Below are 16,755 nucleotides of genomic sequence, written 5' to 3' on the forward strand. Positions count from 1 at the left end.
ACTACTCAGTCGCGGTACTCGGCTTTCGGCGAAGTTTTACAGTCATGTAACTTGATGTCAATCGGTATCGATAACGGTTTCGAGTCGCTGGTGACGCGGCCGAGACGGGGCCCTATCATCATCGGCGTGGTGTTTCAGGAGCGCGTCAAGATGTCGGATGTCGCACGCACAGCCGGCGTCTCGGTCGCGACCGTATCGAAGGTCGTCAACGGCCGATACGGCGTGGCCCAAGCCACCGTGCTGCGCGTCCAGCAGGTCATCCACGAGCTCGGCTACGAGGCGAGCCTGGGGGCGCAGAGCCTGCGCAGCCACCGCACCAACGTGCTCGGCATCCTGGTCGCCGAGTTCGAGCCATTCTCGACCGAGCTACTCAAGGGGGCGTCCCAGGAGGTCGCGGGCAGCGGATACCAGTTGCTGGCCTACTCCAGCGGCGACGGCGAGGGTGCCGCCGTTGGCTGGGAGCGGCGCTCGCTCGCCCGTCTCTCCGGCACTCTCATCGACGGGGCCGTGATCGTCACACCGACCGTGGTCGAGACCAAGCACGGCTTCCACGTCGTGGCCGTCGACCCGCACACCGGGACGTCCGACCTGCCCACCATCGATTCGGACAACTTCGCCGGCGCCATGCTGGCGACCAACTACCTGCTGTCCCTCGGCCACCGGCGGATCGGGCACATCAGTGGCCGCGCCGACCTGAAGTCGGCGCGGCTGCGCGAGGCCGGCTTCCGCAGGGCGATGGCCGACGCCGACGTGCCGGTGGACGAGCGGCTCGTCCGCGTCGGCGGGTTCCGGATCGAGAGCGCCGCCGGCACGGCCGCAGAGCTTCTCAGCCTCCCCGACCGGCCGAGCGCGATCTTCGCCGGTAACGACCTCTCGGCGATATCCACGATGAACGTGGCCCGCGGCATGGGCCTCTCGGTGCCCGACGACCTGTCGGTGATCGGCTTCGACAACGTTCCGGAGTCGGCGCTGGTGAACCCGCCGCTGACGACAATCATGCAACCGCTGCAGCGGATGGGCGCCGAGGCGTTGCGCCTGCTCATCGACCTCATCGCCGGCGTCGAACGCGACACCCACATCCGGCTCCCCACCGAGTTGGTCATCCGTTCTTCCTGCCGCCCGCAGCACTGACGCCCGCAGCGGGCGAACGCACGGTCCGCGATGCCTCCCCGCAGGTCGCGTCGCCGTCGCAAGCTCCGGCCCGATCTGCCGGCGCGGGTGGCCGCGTCTTCGTCGCGCTCGCGCTGCAGCCCACGCTCCTGAGGCGGCGTACGCCGGTGGCTCAGTGGCCGCGGAGCGCCTCCTCCAGCCACCATGAGCCGCGCGCCGAGCAGACCTTGGCGCCCACCACCAGCGGCCGTGTACGCGGACCAGCGAGCCAGCGGCGTACCGGCTCGAGATCGTCAACGGTGCGGACAGTCGGGCGTACCCGGTGGAAGTCGGCCCCGACCGAGGCGGCGAGCGCCGGCAGGTCGATGAAGAAGTTCGACCGAGGCGCGGTCGCCTCCGGGGCCAGGACCACCATCGGCGTACGGCTCTTCGCGGCCTCGGTGACGCCGGTCAGCGCGTTGGTGACGCCCGGACCCTGGTGCACCGAGAGCAGGCCCACCGTCCCGGAGGTGCGGGCGTACCCGTCGGCCATGCTCGCCGCGCCGCCCTCGTGGGCCGCCGCCACGAACCGGACACCGACCGCCACGAGCGCGTTCGTGACATGGAAGTTGCCGCTGCCGACCACCCCGAAGACATACCGTGCGCCGTGTCCGTACAGAACCCGCCCGACCACCTCGGCTACCCGCATCGGTGGCCCGGTCCTACCGTTCGATGAGCGCGAGGACCCGGCACGGGCTGCCGGACCCGGAGACGATCGGCAGTGGTCCGGCGATCACCACCGCGCCGGTCGCCGGCAACTGCGCCAGGTTACGGAGCTGCGTCAGGCCGTACTTGTCCTGGCCGAGCAGGAACGAGTGGCACGGGAACGGCGGGTCGAACGAATGCGCGGCGCCCGCGTCGGTGCCGACCGTCTCCACCCCGACGCCCTGGATCGGCGACTCCTCCGCCAGCCAGCGGGCGCATTCGACGGAAATGCCCGGGGTACGCCCCGCGTTGGCGTACCGCTCCGGGTCGTCGCCGTACGCGTCCCAGCCGGTGCGGTAGAGCAGCCAGCCACCGGCGGGCAGGGCACCGTGTTCCGCCTCCCACGCCTTGACGTGTGCGACCTCGAGCAGGAAGTCAGGGTCGCCGGCGGCGTCGGCGGCATGGTCGATCACCACCGCCGGGGCGATCAACTGGCTCACCGTGGGGTGGACACGTACACAAGGATCTCCGACCCCCGTTCTCAGGTCGGCCCCACTCACACGGGATGCCTTACACCACCCTGACCAAGAGGGCGGTGCTACCTCACCGCCGCAGAGAGTTGGGCGAGGAACCGCTCTGGCGATTCAGGCTAAGGGCTGCCATGATCGATTCGTGTCGCTGTGGGAGGCCGCCTGGCGCGTCGGATTACCGCTGATCGTCGTCGTCAGCGCCGCGGCCGCTGTGTCCGTCGCATTGTCCCACCCGCCCGACAAATTCTCCCGGCCACGCGGCTGGCACTGGGCGTGGGTGGGGCTATGGCCGATGGCGGTCGGTGATGCGGCGTTCGGCGACTCCCGATCGTGGTTCGAGCGTGCTTGGAAGGGCGGCACCGCACTGCTCGTTGCCGTGGCCGTCGCAGTCGCTGCATGGCGCCACTACCGGTGGCGAAAGCGTATCCGGCTTGCGGACGACTCGCCTCCGCCCGCCACTCGGCCGCCTCGGTCCGACTCGTAGCCTTCGCTGCGGCTGCCTACTGGCGGCCGCTGCACGAACAAACGGCTACACCGAGCCAGACGACGACGCCTGAACTGGCGGCCAGAGGGACACCCGGAGCCACACCTTGCGAGGCAAGCAAGGCGAGGCCAACCAACGGCTCCTTACCAACGTGACCTGCGCACACTCCCCGGCCAGGCAACATGGAACGTCGTCGAATGCTGCACAGAACCTCGGAGCACTCCGCAGTGAAGCAGGACGCTGCACCGAGTTGCGATCAGAGGCCAGCCGGGACGCGGCCAACGACGCCGCCAGCGCTCGCAGCGCCGCCGTTCGTACGCCGGAAGCCTCTTCCCTCAGCAGGCTGGTCAGCATCGGCGTCACCCGGGCGGGCGCATGGCGCCACTTACGCATCGCCACGACTGCCATCCGTACGCCTTCGAGCCTGACCTCCGGACGCTCGCCCGAACTCATCAGCTGTTCCGCCCAGGCGCAGCAGTCTTCCTCCCGGTCGAGGTCGGTCAGCGCCCGCGCCCAGCGCTGACCCGCTGTCTCACGGAGACGGAATCCCGGCGCGTCCAGGACTCCGGCGCAGGCCACGAGATCGGCACGGATCACCGCGTCCAGCGCCGGCCAGGCCGCCGAGGCGTCGTTGCTGAGCACGGCGATGTTGGCCAGTAGCCGGATGGCCGGAACGGGGTCCGACTGCAGGCGTTGCAGGATGGCGTGCCGCTGCGGGACCTTGTGCCAGGGCATGGCGTCCGCGAGGGTGATCCGGACGACCGGATCGGTCGAGGCGTTCAACGCTGCTATTACCCGGTCAGGTTCGGCGGTGCGCACCAGTAGCGTCGCAGCGGTGCGCCGCACTCTCGGGTCCACGTCGCTCAGCGTTTGCCCGGTGGCGTCCGCGACCAGGGGCCAGTTGGAGTTGTGGCCGCTCAGCTGGTCCAGCAACTCGAGGATCGTCCGGCGCACCGGTGCGCGGCGGTCCGTGATGAAGCTCAGCAGGCGACGGGTCATCAGCCCGTCCCGCTCCGCCCGGACAAAGTCGAAGATGTGTCGCCGCGCATCGCTGCCAGGGGTCAGGACGTCACCTGACAGGACCGCGACCTCCAACCACTCCCAGCCGGTCGGCGGTGCCGGGTCGCTCACTTGACGAGGCGCGGGGCGCCCTTCCAGTGCGTCATGAGCCTGATCCTTGCTCAGGAGCGTTCCCATGTGCAACGCGATTAGTTACCCGCTCTTCGGCATCTCCGGCTGCTCTTTCGTCAAGTGGAGCAGCCACCCCTCACCGGTACGGATGAGTGCGTATCGCCGGGGGCCGGCGCGGCCGTGCAACGTGAACAGCATTCGGCGGTCGGTGCGGTCGTGCTCCTCCCACGTGCCGATGTCGGCGATCGATTTATCCGCGTCCTCATAGGTGAGGTGATCGAGGTGGTGGTCGGGCACGGCGATCGCGAGCCGGTTCTCGCTGGGACTCGTCGGCAGGCCGCGAGGCACTGCCCAGGAGCGCAGCACACCGCCCTCCTCGAGCCGCAGGTCATAGTGCGGTCGCGGTTTGCGGTGGTCGTGCAGGACGAAGGCGGGTGCCACTCTTGCCATTGTCGGCGCCCGCCGGCCCTATCGCCTGCCTATGCGTACGGCCGGCTGCTGCGGGGGCAGGTCTTCGCGGCCAACCTCCTGAATTGCCATACGGATCTCTGCATAGATATGCTCGGGGCATGTTGTCCCCCTACCCTTGTGCCCGTCTCGACTGTTCCCCCACTCGGGAAAGGCGGACTCTCCCAATGGCCACGTACCCCCTGACAGCCGGATGAGCGGGTCGCGGTTGCCGCCACGGGAGAAGCCCGGCGCGACGGGATCGCAGTGCGACCTGCGGGTGTGCTTCTTCGGCGACTCGTTCACGGTGGGGGTTGGCGATCCGTCCGGTGTGGGCTGGGTGGGGCCCGTGGTCACTGCCGCCCGGGCGCAAGGCCATGAGCTGACCGCCTACAACATGGGCGTTCGCAGGGACACATCCCTGGACGTGGCCCAACGTTGGCTTCCTGAAGCCCGTGTCCGCCTCAAGGATGGGCAGGCTTTCGGGGTCGTGTTCTCGTTGGGGACCAACGACGTGGACATGCAGCTCGGCCAGGTTCGAGTCCCGCCGGGCCGATCACTCGCACTGCTTGCCGCGATGCTCGATGACGCCCACGCCGCACGGTGGCACACGCTTGTTGTGGGGCCGCCGCCGGTGCAGGACCGGCAGGCGAGCAAACGGGCAGCCGATCTCGCCGCCGCGATGGTGCAGGTGTGCGCCGCCCGAAGTGTGCCGTTCGTCGATGTCACGGCGCTCACAACGGACCCGGTCTGGAGCCAGGAGATCGCCGCGGGAGACGCCTATCATCCGTCCACGGCTGGTTACGCCCGCCTCGCCGCCCTGGTAGAGCCGGCTGTCCTGCGATGGCTGGCCGGCATGACAGCCGACCTGAAGTAGTCCTGCGGGTTCTCATGACCCACTCAACATCGCCGACATGGCGCTATCCCCGGTCGCGGATACCCCAATGTCGCCGATCTGGAGTCGATCACGCTCGACGCACGCCGCCTGCGCAGTCGGCGGCACCACTGTCCGAGCCGCCAGAGCCAACGGCGTCGCGGAAGGCGCTGCCGCCCAGGCCGCCGGCACCATTGGCACCGCCCAATCCGAACGGGCGGCTGACCGACTCGTTGTGGTCTCTGGTGGTGACGTACCCGACCTTCACGCTTCCGTTCGCCACCTGGCTGCTGGTGGGCTACTTCTCGTCGATCCCCGTCGAGTTGGAGGAGGCCGCGCTGGTCGACGGCTGCAGCCCCGTCCAGGCGTTCGGCCGAGTGGTGCTGCCCCTTGCCAAGCCAGGGCTGCTGGCGGTCGCGCTCTTCACCCTGACCAATGCCTGGAACGAGTTCCTCTTCGCCTTCGTGTTCATTACCAAGGACGAGTACAAAACGCTTCCCGTGGGGATGCAGTCGATGATCGCGGGAGACGTTGTGCCGCAAGGACAACTCGCGGCGGCGTCGCTGCTCGTCAGCATCCCCGTGGTGATCATGTACGCCCTCGGGCAGCGCTTCCTGACCGAAGGGCTCACCGCAGGCGCGGTGAAGGGCTGATCTGGCGCACCGGCAACGAGACGGAACTCATCCAGTGCCCGATTGCCCCCCGACGCACCGGACTGAGTCCGAAATCGGTCACACAAAAACGCGGTTCAGTTCCGCCCAGTCCTTTGTGGTCGGCGTTGCAGCGCGGTTGGATGATCGTACGGTGCCTGCCGGTATGGTGCGGTCGGTAGTCGGTACGTCACAGGGGCGCTTGGTTCGGAAATCGCCTCATTTGGCCTGGGGAGGCGTCGTTGACTGGTCGTCCGGTTTTACTTCCCGTCACGGTTGCAGGTGTGGAGCTTCAGGTCGAGGTGACCCGCCCGGTCGGTTTCGAGGAGACCGGACGCAGCGAAAAGGTGCGCGACGCCGTGAGGGACGCCTTCGATCGCGCCCAGGACGCGATTGTCGCGGTGGCGACGTCGACCGTGGACACCATCACACAACTGGGAGAACAGTCGCTGCGGCCCGACGAAGTTCAGGTCAAGTTCGGTCTGAAGTTTTCGGCGACGGGCAGCGTAGTCGTCGCGGGCGTGTCGAGCGAGGCGACCATAGAAGTAGCGCTGACCTACCGTGCCTCGGCGGCGCACCAACCCCTATGACGCCTGATCAGAGGGTTCCGGGGTTTCTCGGCCGGATCCTCAATGCGGCAGGCGGTCCCGAAGGCACATGTTTTCAAGTGGCGCCTGGCGTCTTCGTGACGGCGTGGCATGTGCTGCGGAACGTTAGCGCGAGCACCGACACGGGCGATATCGGCGGGCTGGTGCGGGTAGATCCGTTGGGCGGCGGGGGCAGTTTCGCTGCGAAAGTGATCAACGTCGACCGGGTGCACGATCTCGGTGTGTTGCGCGCAGAGCGCAGCCTTCCCGCAGTCGTGCCGGGTGTGGCGGTTACGGATGACGTCGAGCTTCGCGCCGAAGTGGCGATCACCGGTTCGGTGTACCTACCGGATGATCAGGAGTATCGCTTCCTGGATGCACCTGGGCGTTGGGCGGGCGGCACGACCCGTGGTGGGGTGCGGCTGGGTCGGCTGACAGCGAGCGACGTGATGCGGGGGATGTCGGGTGCCCCGGTACTCGGTGTCGACAACATTGTGGTGGGTGTCGTCTCAGCCCGGTACAACAGCGACGACACCTGGGGCAGAGACACGGTGTGGGTCGCGCGAACCGAAGACCTGGCGCCTCTGCTGCGCGACGTCGGTGTCGAGGTGCGGGCGCGGGAGAAGGCCGAGTACGTCGAACCGCCCTCGCCGGGTATCTGCCCCTACCCCGGCTTGTCCGCGTTCACTGCCGGTCAGGCCGACTGGTTCTTCGGCCGCAGGGATCTGACCGCGAAACTGCTCGACCGGCTGGTGGTGGCCAAGGATCGCGGTTTGCCGTTGCTCGTGGTAGGCGTGTCCGGCTCGGGCAAGTCGTCCTTATTGCGGGCCGGTCTCGTGCCCGCGTTGTCGCGTGGAGAGCTCCCGGTTTCCGGTTCCGCGGACTGGCCGCGGGTTCGGCTGACACCCGGCTCGCGGCCGCTGACCGAGTTGGCCAGCCATATCGCGGTATTGGCGGGCAGTTCCGTCGGGACCTCGGTGGACGAGGTACGGGCCGACCCGTTCAGATTCGCGGCGCTGGCCCGCCAGGCGGCGCTCGCGCACGCGAGCAGGATGGGACTCGACGTTGCCGGGCCGGTGGTGCTGGTCGTCGACCAATTCGAGGAGATCTTCACGCGGTGCAAGGACGCCGCCGAACGTGCGGCCTTCATCGCGGCACTGCGTGCGGCGGCCCACGGCGTCGCCGACGATGACACCACCCCGAGCGCGCTCGTGCTCGCCAGCCTGCGAGCGGACTTCTTTTCCTCCTGCGCGGAGGAACCGGGCCTGGCCGGAATCCTGCAGGACAACCAGTTTCTCGTCGGGCCGATGAAGACCTCCGAACTGCGCAGCGTGGTGGAAGGGCCCGCAGCGGTCGTCGGACTCGACGTTGAACGGGGTTTGGTCGATCGGGTGCTCGAGGACGTCGTCGGCGCCGCCGGCCCTCAACCGGGCACCCTGCCGTTGCTTGCCTATGCGTTGGAGGCCACCTGGACCAAGCGGCGAGGCAATACCATGGCCTTGGCCAGTTACCAGGATTCCGGTGGCGTACGGGGCGCGATCAGCGAGGCTGCCGAGAAGCTGTTCACCTCGATGTCCGAGCTGGATCAACGGATCGTGCGGCGGTTGTTGCTGGCACTGGTGGCAGTCGGTGACGGTGTCGATGACACCCGTCGCCGGGTGCCGAAGCCGGAGCTGACCGGTGGTGACGACGACTCGATAACGGTACTCAACCGATTGGTCGCCAACCGGCTGGTCGCCGTTGACGAGGACACTGTCGAGATCGCCCACGAAGCCCTGTTGAGTGCCTGGCCACGGTTGGCGACCTGGCTAAACGAGGACCGGTCTGGTCTCGTCGTACACCGCAGGCTTACCGATGCGACGAACGACTGGCTGAGCCTGGATCGGGATGGCGGCAGCCTGATTCGGGGCGCCCGGCTAGCCGACATCCGGGCCTGGCTGGCCGAGCGCGACGACCGCACGGCGGGCCTCTCGGACGTGGAACGCGAGTTCGTCGCGGCAAGCGAGACAGCGGAAGCGTTTACCCGGGAATTCGTCCGGCGCAACAACCGGCGATTGCGTCGTGGGGTGGTGGCGCTGGCCGTCCTGCTCGTGGTTGCCGTGGTTGCGGGTGGGCTGGCGGTGTGGCAGCAGCGTGTCGCGGACGATCAACGGTCCCTTGCAGAACAGCAGCGTGCCGTCGCGTTGTCCCGGCTGTACTCGTCGGAGTCATTGACCGCACGCGACACCGATCCGCGCCGGTCGCTGCTGCTGGCGATCGCAGCATGGCAGGCCGCGCCGACTGAGGAGGCACACGGCGCTGTCCTCAGCGCACAGGGCATTCCCTACCGGGGTACGCTCGGCCCTCTCGAGGCCCGGCTGTGGGATACAGACCTCAGTCCCGATGGCACGCTCGCCGCGACAGCGACCACCGACGGTTCGGTGACGCTGTGGGACACGGTGACTCATCAACAGGTCGCCGCGTTGACCGGCAAAGATGGCGAGTTTCCGGTCGTCGAGTTCAGCCCGGACGGAAATATCCTCGCCACTGCCCATGGCAGTCCTGAAGGCGCCGAGCGACGGCTGAGGCTGTGGGACGTACGCGCCCGCAAGCTTCTCCGCAGCTTGCCCGGCGATGCCCTGAGCATCGCTTTCAGCCAGGACGGGGCCTGGATCGCGACCGCTTCCCGGAGCGCGCCCACCATCGTGCTGTGGGATGTGGAAACCGGGCGACAGGTGCGTACCTATGACAAGGGAGGTGCCGCCTTCGGAGTCGCGTTCAGCCCGGACGGTTCGCTGCTCGCGGCGGGTGGCGGGGATAACAGCGTCCGGATATGGCAGACCGCCACCGGACGCCAGGTAGCGGTCCTGGCCGGACACGAGAAGTTCGTGACAAGCATTGATTTCAGCATGAATGGCTGGCTGCTGGCCAGCGGCAGTGCCGATGGGACGGTGCGGCTGTGGGACGTACGCAATGGGCGGGCAGCGAGTGTGCCGGTACTGCGCCCGCCCGGCGGAAACGAGTCCATCAGCGAGGCGGAGTTCAGTCCGGACGGGCGACATGTGGTCGCCGGTTTGAACCGAAGTAAAAGCGTGCAATGGTGGCGGGTCACCGACGGTGCCGCCATCCGCTCCTTTGTCGGACACACCGAAGGTGTTGTGTCAGTCGGGTTCAGCAAAGACGGGCACACGGTGCTCAGCGGCAGCCTCGACCGGTCGGCAATTATGTGGCGAGCGCAGACCAATGTGATTGACCAGTCACACTCGCCCACCGGCGTCGCTTTCAGTCCGGATCGCCCCCTGCTGGCGTTTACCCGAGACAAGGCCGTCACGCTATGGGACATGACCAAACAGTCCGTAGTCCGTGAATTGAACACTGGCGTGATCAACTCTTTTTCCTTCAGCCCGGACAGCGGTCAGCTGGCGACGGCAGGTGCCGACGGGAGGGTGCGTCTGTGGAATACCACCAGCTGGCAGCACGGCGCCCCGGGAACCCTCGGCGAGGATGTAATACCAAATTTCCTCCGGTACAGTCCGGACGGTAAGGCCCTGACCGTGATCGGCGGCCCGCCCTTGGACGCGGTGTCTTCAGGTAAGGCCAAACCCCCGTACCGTTTTCTGTTGGTGCGATGGGATCTCACTAACTCCGACGCGTCACCGGTTCGAATTACCTATAAGATCAACGACGCGCCAGAGGACCCTTATCCGAGTGGCCAGGTGGCCTTTTCCCCGGATGGGAGTTTGATGGCCATCCCGTTGAGTAACGGGAGAATCGAGCTCCGCGAGGCGCGTACCGGTGATTTGATCCACGCCCTGGACGGCCACCATGGATTTGCCACCACCGTGGCGTTCAACAAAGACGGTACGATCTTGGCAAGCGGTGGCAGCGACCGAAACCTACGGTTGTGGGATGTTGCTACGAGAAAGCAGATCGGCGCTACGTTGAGTGGGCACAACGGCTCAATCAGGGGACTGGCCTTCCTGCCGAACGGCGGCACACTCGCGTCGATCAGTGATTACGATATATCGCTGCGACTGTGGGACGTTTCGGCACACCGACTCCTGGCTGCGGTGCGCATACCCGGCTCCCCGAACGGTCTTGCCGTGCAGTCCGGTACCGGACTAATCGCCGTGGCAGGTCTGTATTCACAGGTAAGCATCGTGGATCCCGATCCCAATCGGGTGGTGGCCGGTGCATGCTCAGCCTTCCGTGGCAGGCAGACGGTTGCCGAGGCATGGAAAGCCACCGGCAATGATCCGGACCAGGCCCCACGATGCTGAGTTGTGGTCCTCGGCGATTCATGCCAGGGAACATCGCCCGCCGCGGCGTCGCTGCTCGTCAGCATCCCCGTGGTGATCATGTACGCCCTCGGGCAGCGCTTTCCTGACCGAAGGGCTCACCGCAGGCGCGGTGAAGGGCTGATCTGGCGAATATCGGCTGGCAAGGCGTGCGGCCTGTGCGCCACAGTTGGGCGTGATTGTCATCCAGCGGGTACGCGTGCGATGGAGCGCGGCTGGACGCGGCGCGCGACAGGCCGACACCCGTCGAGGCCTCAACCGCCCGGTGATGCTTCCCGCGCCGCTGCCAACAGGCGACGTTGTAGTCCATGACGTTCTGGCTGATGAGGCCGCCAGCTACGAACGCCGCAGCGACACACTGACCGGCGGCGTGAGCATCGCCCGCAGCCTCGGCCTGTGGCTCACCTTCGATGGCTCGGCGGTAACCGTCGAGCGTCGGCCCGGCAGGGCGGCGTTTCCCCGAGCAGGAGCGGCGACCCGGCTCTTCACTCTCAGCCACGGGCAGGTCGGCCGGTACAGGGCCAACTTCCGGTTCCGGTTCACCGACTGCGCGTGCGACCCGAGCTGGTACTACGAGGACTGGGCGGTCTATGTCAGCAACGGCAATGTTGCGCAAGACCGGTTTTTGCGCGGTGAACCGGACCGCGATGTCGACAAGCGTGTCCACCTCTACGGCGGCTCCGCGCGCCGAGGTAACCGTTAGCAGCCGCCACCACACTGGGCCGATAACCCGCTTGTCCCGGCGGGAGTCGAGCACCACCACGCCCGCACGCACTGCCACCGAAGAAGCCGACCTGCCGGCGGAGTCGCCCGGAGCATGGCCCGGGGCAAACCGTCCCCCGCGTCCGGGCCCAGCTTGATGTGCAACCTCTGTTGCGCGGCCCCGGGTTAGCCCGCGACCTCGCTCGGACGAGGGAACCGGTCGGGGTGGGCGTGAGTCTCATCTCGGCCGGATGATTTTCCCGTAGTGCCCGATTAGCGGCTCTTCCGGTGGCCGCCCGAGGAGGTCTGACCCATGCCCCGTCGCTTGGCCCCGCTGCTGCTGGCACTGCCGCTGCTGGCGCTCGCCGCCTGCGCCGCCGCCACCACCGCGCCGACGACACCCCCGCAGCCGCCACCTGCGACCGCGACACCCGATCCGGGCCAGTCCCACTGGTCGGGCCAGGAGGAGGTGGTTAATGCCGCCAGGGTGGTCGACGAGGCGGCCCCCCTGCGCTGGCCCGAGGCCTACGCCGGGGTGGCTGTCGACCCGCCCGCCCGAGTCCTGCTGGTACAACGCATCCCCACCCCCGGGCTGGACGCCGCCGTCCGAGCGATGGTGCCGGCCGTGACCGTGCGGTTCACCGACGCCCGGTACTCCAAGGTGGTTCTCGACGAGTGGGTAGCGGACATCAGCGCCGACTTCGACTACTGGCAGCGGCGAGGCGTTCAGCTGCGCAACGTCGGCGCGGAGCCCGGCCAGTACGTGGAGGTGGGCACCGACGACCCGCAGCGCGACGCCGGGAAGATCCAGGCCCACTACCCGCACATGACGCTGCGCATGGTGCAGGGCGTTATCGCGGTGCCGGCCACCGCAGCTGACGCTGTAACCCAACCCGGACGGCGGTGAACTCGAGAGGTCTACCGCCGTCCGTGTGTCGCCGGCGGTGACCGGTCGCCCCGGTCACCGCCGGCCCGGCGCGGACAGTGGTCCTCCGCGCCGGGCTGCGGCATCGGGTGGGGTCAGCCGGCCGCGCAGGTGGCCGTCGCGCCCGGGCCGGTGCCGGTGCCCTGGAAACCGAAGTTGGTCGACTGCCGGGCGCTGATGCGTCCGTTGTAGCTCACATTGGTGAACCGGACGGTTCCGCTGGTGCCGCTGGCCTGGGCGTTCCAGACGCTAGTGACCGCGGCGCCGCCGGGCAGCGGGATGGTCACGGTCCATCCGTTGATGTCCGCAGAGCCGGCGGTGACCGTCACGCTCGCGGTGAAGCCGCCGTTCCACTGGTTGACCGCCACCGACGCGATGCAGCCGTTACCGGTCGGCGGCGTGGTGGTGGGGGGAACCGTGGTCGGCGGAGCGGTGGTCGGCGGCGCCGTGGTCGGCGGCGCCGTGGTCGGCGGCGCCGTGGTCGGCGGCGCCGTGGTCGGCGGCGCCGTGGTAGGCGGATTGGGCGCGCCGTTGGCCAGGCTGTAGGCCAGGGCGGGCTGGAACGAACCGGCAGTGTAGCGGCAGCCGTCCGCCTCCCCCGGCGGCTTTACCCACAGGTACGCGTCGATGTTGCTGTCGCCGGTGTTGGTCGTCGGGTACATCCCGATGCGCCGGTCGGTGTTGTCGTCGCCGCACCAGTCCCCGCTGGCACCCCCGTTACGGCTGGTGTCGATGACCTGGCGCTTGCCCGAGATGCCCATGCCAGTGAGGGCGGAGATGATCGCCCGGCCAAAGTTCGCCTCGCCGGAGGTGGAGTTGTAGTTCGACACATTGGTGAAGAAGCCGTCGGCGTACTGCACGCCGGCCGCCCGGAGCCGGTTGGCCTGCTCGCCTGCGCTGTTCCAGGTGGAGTGGCCGCCGTCGAGGTACACCTTGGCGTTGGCGTTGGCCGATTTGATGGTCTGGGTGGCCGTCGTGATCGCCTGGTTGCGGGCGTTGATCTCGCTGCCGCTCAGGCACGTCAGCAGGGCGAGCGAGTCGGTTTCCAGGATGATGATGACGGTCTGGTTGCCCAGCCCTCTGGCGAAGTTGGACACCCACGTCTGGTACTGGTTGAGGTCCGGCGCCCCACCCGCGCTGGCCCCGCCGCAGTCCCGGTTGGTTATTTCGTACACCGCAAGCACCGGAATCTGCTGCGCCGCGTTGGCGGCGCCGATGAACCCGGAGACCTCGGACTGCACAGTCGACGGGTTGAAGTTGGCGAACCAGCGGGCCTGCGGCTGACTCGCGATCTTGTCGCGGATGACTGCGGTGCGCGAGTCGCTGGGGTTGGCGGCGACCCAGCGGACGACTGCCGAACTCGGGTCGCGGTAGAGCGATCCGGACAGCGTGCCGGCGGAGGCGCTGCCGACGGTGAGGCAAACGCCGACGGCAGTGGCGCCCGCGACGGCCGCCACGATGATGGCCGCCGATCTGCGCCGGAGCGAGGAGAGGGTAGGCACGACGTGTTGCCTCCTGATCACATAGATGTTTCTAAGTTTATGGGAGCGTTCCCATGGACGGTAGCGGAGGCGTACGCCGCTGCCAAGATGTGAAGGCTCGTCAATGAGACAGCGGCCGCGTTGCATGCCAAGGCCCAAGCAGGGCCTGTGCGACGGGATGAGCCGAAGAGGTCACCAGCAGCGGATGCACTGGAGATGGAGCCGCAGGTCGGATCGGGGTCTCACCTGACGAGACCATCTACCGACCCGCGCATGCCGCGACGACGCGACCGGCGTCGATGAAGGACAGGTCTGTCGCTGCGACGACCGTGGGGTCCGCGACGCCAGGGACGCATCGTTGGGGACGCGGCCGACTTCTGGTAGGCGGCGGCCTGCAGGGAGTACAGCTCCGCGTAGAGGCCACCTTGGGCAAGCAGAGGGCGAGGTCATGCCGCGCGATTCGCAGTCGGGGTGTCACCGTCGAGCAGGAGTCTCGGCCCGGTCGAGCAGGGCGTCGCCTACCGGATTTCCTGCCCCGATCGTGCGAGCGGCGGTGATGGGGCAACGTGCGTCCGGTTCGCGGTGAGCGCGGCCGCCTCGGCGCGCAGCGCGACGTACCAGTGCCGCCAAACGGACCTGGCAGCGGCGGCGGCTGGTACGGCGGATCAGCTGGTGCGCAGCACGACCCGGCCGAGGTTGCTGCGGGTTTTGACCAGTTCGATCGCGTTGACGATCTGTTCGAGCGGAAAATCAATGTGCTGCGGGCGTAGCTGACCGGTGGCGAGAAGCTCCCACAGTTCGGCCCGGCGCTTGTCGATCAGCTCGGGCTGCTCCCGGCTGACCAGGCCGATGGAGAACCCGATGACCGACTTGAGGCCGCCGAGCAAACTGCCGGCGTCGACGGCGCCTCCGCCTGCGCTGAACGCGACGAGCCTGCCGAACGGCGTGAGGGCGTCAACGCCACGCTGCACAATGTCGCCGCCGACTCCGTCGAGAACCAGGTCGACGGGTTCGCCCCACGATGGCTGGGAGTAGGTCACCACCTCATCGGCGCCGCACTGGCGGGCGAATGGAGCTTTGTCCGGTGACCCGACAGCGGCGACCACCCGGGCGGCGCCGAGCGCCTTGGCCAGTTGCACGGCCAGGTGCCCGGTGCCGCTGGCCGCAGCGGTGACCAACACGGACTCGCCTTGGGTAAAGTGGCCGGCACGCAAAGCACTGAGCCCGATCAGACCTCCGCGCACCAATGCGAGCGCCGCCGCGGCGTCCACATCCGCAGGGACGTGGCTGACCAACTGCGGGGCGGCGAGAACCAGGTCGGCGTAGGCGTCTTCGAACACCACGCCGCCCACCCGGTCGCCAATCTTGAATCCGGACACGTCGGGACCGAGCGCGACGACGGTGCCGACAATCTCACCACCGGGCCTGACCGATTCGCCGCGGTCGCCGGCTGTCGTCAACATCCGGACCAGTGCAATACCGGCCCCAACGGCCTCGGTGCGCACCAGAAGCTGCCCCGGCACTGGCGCCGGTTCCTGCACCTGGACGACCTCGATCGACCGGGCGGCCGGAAAACAGATTCTGCGCATCACGCGCCTCCCCTTCTCAGAAACTTCCCTCAACCGGTGAGGGGTCAGGCGCGGGAACGTGAAGGTCCATTGGACGTCGTGGCACCGCACCGGCCGACCCGCACCTCGTCCGGTGACGCCTGTCGCTGCCAACTCGATCAGCAGATCCCCGCCGACCGGTTCCACCCGCAAGCACGCCCCCCAGCCGGTCGGACCTGGCCCGACCCGCCGTATGACGGGCGGCCGGGCGGGTCTCAGGTGGTGTTCCTCGGCAACATGAGCACCTCCCTTCACCCAAGAACTTCAACGCTGTTGAAGTTCAACGTTGTTGAAGTCTGCGACATACTTGGTGCCATCGTCAACGGAGTTGCGAGGAAAGCTGTCATGCGGCTCACCCAAGAGCAGGTACTCACCGCAGCACTCGACTTGCTCGACGAGGTCGGGGTAGACCAATTGACCATGCGCCGTCTCACCGCTGCGCTCGGCGTGCAGAACGGTGCCACCTACTGGCACTTCCGCAGCAAGCAGGCACTGATGGAGGCCATGGCCGACGCTCTGCTCGCCGGATTGACGACCGGTCTCGACAAGAAAACGCCATGGTACGAGCGGGTCACCGAACTGGCTCGTCGCCTGCGCCGGGCGCTGATGTCCCGCCGCGACGGCGCGCGGATCTTCGCCGGTGCTTTCTTCCCCCTGCCCAACGCACTGGCCTACGGCGAGACCATGATCGCGACCCTAGGCGAGGCGGGTCTGTCCAGCCGTGACGCCTCGTGGGCGGCCGACACGCTCACCTACTACGTCATCGGTCACACCATCGAAGAACAACTTGCCGCCGCCCTGCCAGACGGCGGCAACAGTGCCACCGCGCGGCTCACCGACGCGGTCGATCCGCAACGCCACCCTCACCTGTTCGCCGCGCTCGCCCATGTTCCCGCCCCGCACCATGAACAGCACTTCGACTATGGTCTACACCTCGTCATCACCGGCATCCGCGGCGGCACCCACGTCGATCACCGTGTTCCTCCCCGCCGACAAGAGCCGCCTTCGGGGCCGGCGCGACGCCCTCGCTGAACGCACTCTGCCGCGACCAGGTACAACCCGAGTTCCGGTTGACGCATGATCCGCCTTGTGCCGCATCGCGGCGAGCCAACCGGGCATGCGTGAGAGCGGACATCGACGCCTTGCCAGACAGATCGATCGAGGCCCAAGGACCTGCCGTCGATACCGGCGCCCCACGAACCTCTGCAATGCCCAGAGGCCCCACCATCGACCTCGGTCGCTCAGATGAAGAGACAGCCAACGAAC

At 67.7% G+C, this 16,755-nt stretch carries 14 protein-coding genes; 8 read left to right on the top strand and 6 right to left on the bottom strand.

All coding sequences use genetic code 11. The features are described from left to right. The first annotated feature begins 126 nt into the window (after window positions 1-126). Window positions 127-1,131 (top strand): LacI family DNA-binding transcriptional regulator, encoded by a 1,005-nt coding sequence (locus ACLQ28_RS14580; protein WP_425686781.1) that lies wholly within the window; start codon window positions 127-129, stop codon window positions 1,129-1,131. Window positions 1,132-1,282: 151 nt separating this feature from the next. Here the strand turns inward: ACLQ28_RS14580 and ACLQ28_RS14585 are convergent, their stop codons facing one another. From ACLQ28_RS14585 to ACLQ28_RS14600, 4 genes are all read right to left on the bottom strand, one after another. Continuing rightward, a complete protein-coding gene (locus tag ACLQ28_RS14585; RefSeq protein WP_425686782.1) occupies window positions 1,283-1,798 on the bottom strand; it encodes a thiamine pyrophosphate-binding protein in 516 nt (171 codons plus the stop codon). A gap of 13 nt (window positions 1,799-1,811) precedes the next feature. Further along, on the bottom strand, window positions 1,812-2,294 hold the full coding sequence (locus ACLQ28_RS14590) for a cyclase family protein (RefSeq protein WP_425686783.1): 483 nt from the start codon (window positions 2,292-2,294) through the stop codon (window positions 1,812-1,814). 559 nt (window positions 2,295-2,853) lie between these two features. Next, window positions 2,854-3,939: a HEAT repeat domain-containing protein gene (locus ACLQ28_RS14595; RefSeq protein ID WP_425686784.1), complete on the bottom strand. Its 1,086-nt coding sequence runs from the start codon at window positions 3,937-3,939 to the stop codon at window positions 2,854-2,856. 81 nt (window positions 3,940-4,020) lie between these two features. Then, entirely contained in the window at window positions 4,021-4,389 is a 369-nt protein-coding gene (locus ACLQ28_RS14600) for a DNA polymerase ligase N-terminal domain-containing protein (RefSeq protein WP_425686785.1), read from the bottom strand. 211 nt (window positions 4,390-4,600) lie between these two features. Here ACLQ28_RS14600 and ACLQ28_RS14605 point away from each other — a divergent pair, with 211 nt between their 5' ends. The 6 genes from ACLQ28_RS14605 to ACLQ28_RS14630 all read left to right on the top strand — a co-directional run bounded on the left by ACLQ28_RS14605 (window position 4,601) and on the right by ACLQ28_RS14630 (window position 12,383). Next, window positions 4,601-5,263, top strand: coding sequence for a GDSL-type esterase/lipase family protein (locus ACLQ28_RS14605; protein ID WP_425686786.1), 663 nt, complete (start codon window positions 4,601-4,603; stop codon window positions 5,261-5,263). Window positions 5,264-5,277: 14 nt separating this feature from the next. Beyond that, window positions 5,278-5,913 (top strand): carbohydrate ABC transporter permease, encoded by a 636-nt coding sequence (locus tag ACLQ28_RS14610; protein WP_425686787.1) that lies wholly within the window; start codon window positions 5,278-5,280, stop codon window positions 5,911-5,913. A 281-nt stretch (window positions 5,914-6,194) separates the two neighbouring features. Continuing rightward, window positions 6,195-6,500 carry a CU044_2847 family protein gene (locus tag ACLQ28_RS14615; protein WP_425686788.1) on the top strand — a complete coding sequence of 102 codons (306 nt, stop codon included), beginning with the start codon at window positions 6,195-6,197 and terminating at the stop codon, window positions 6,498-6,500. Further along, complete coding sequence (locus ACLQ28_RS14620) at window positions 6,497-10,756, top strand: trypsin-like peptidase domain-containing protein (RefSeq protein WP_425686789.1); 4,260 nt, start codon at window positions 6,497-6,499, stop codon at window positions 10,754-10,756. The genes ACLQ28_RS14615 and ACLQ28_RS14620 overlap by 4 nt, the downstream gene beginning before the upstream one ends. Window positions 10,757-11,144: 388 nt before the next feature. Beyond that, on the top strand, window positions 11,145-11,477 hold the full coding sequence (locus tag ACLQ28_RS14625; RefSeq protein ID WP_425686790.1) for a hypothetical protein: 333 nt from the start codon (window positions 11,145-11,147) through the stop codon (window positions 11,475-11,477). 312 nt (window positions 11,478-11,789) lie between these two features. Further along, complete coding sequence (locus tag ACLQ28_RS14630; protein WP_425686791.1) at window positions 11,790-12,383, top strand: hypothetical protein; 594 nt, start codon at window positions 11,790-11,792, stop codon at window positions 12,381-12,383. Between the two features lie 113 nt (window positions 12,384-12,496). Here the strand turns inward: ACLQ28_RS14630 and ACLQ28_RS14635 are convergent, their stop codons facing one another. Together ACLQ28_RS14635 and ACLQ28_RS14640 are read right to left on the bottom strand one after the other, a co-directional pair. Next, window positions 12,497-14,029, bottom strand: a complete 1,533-nt coding sequence (locus tag ACLQ28_RS14635) for a glycoside hydrolase family 6 protein (RefSeq protein WP_425686792.1) — start codon at window positions 14,027-14,029, stop codon at window positions 12,497-12,499. 518 nt (window positions 14,030-14,547) lie between these two features. Then, a complete protein-coding gene (locus ACLQ28_RS14640; RefSeq protein WP_425686793.1) occupies window positions 14,548-15,636 on the bottom strand; it encodes a quinone oxidoreductase family protein in 1,089 nt (362 codons plus the stop codon). 126 nt (window positions 15,637-15,762) lie between these two features. On the opposite strand from ACLQ28_RS14640, the gene ACLQ28_RS14645 reads away from it, so the two are divergent. Continuing rightward, window positions 15,763-16,521: a TetR/AcrR family transcriptional regulator C-terminal domain-containing protein gene (locus ACLQ28_RS14645; RefSeq protein ID WP_425686794.1), complete on the top strand. Its 759-nt coding sequence runs from the start codon at window positions 15,763-15,765 to the stop codon at window positions 16,519-16,521. The last annotated feature ends 234 nt before the right edge of the window (window positions 16,522-16,755 follow it).

Source organism: Micromonospora sp. DT201, assembly GCF_049841575.1.
GTDB lineage: Bacteria > Actinomycetota > Actinomycetes > Mycobacteriales > Micromonosporaceae > Micromonospora.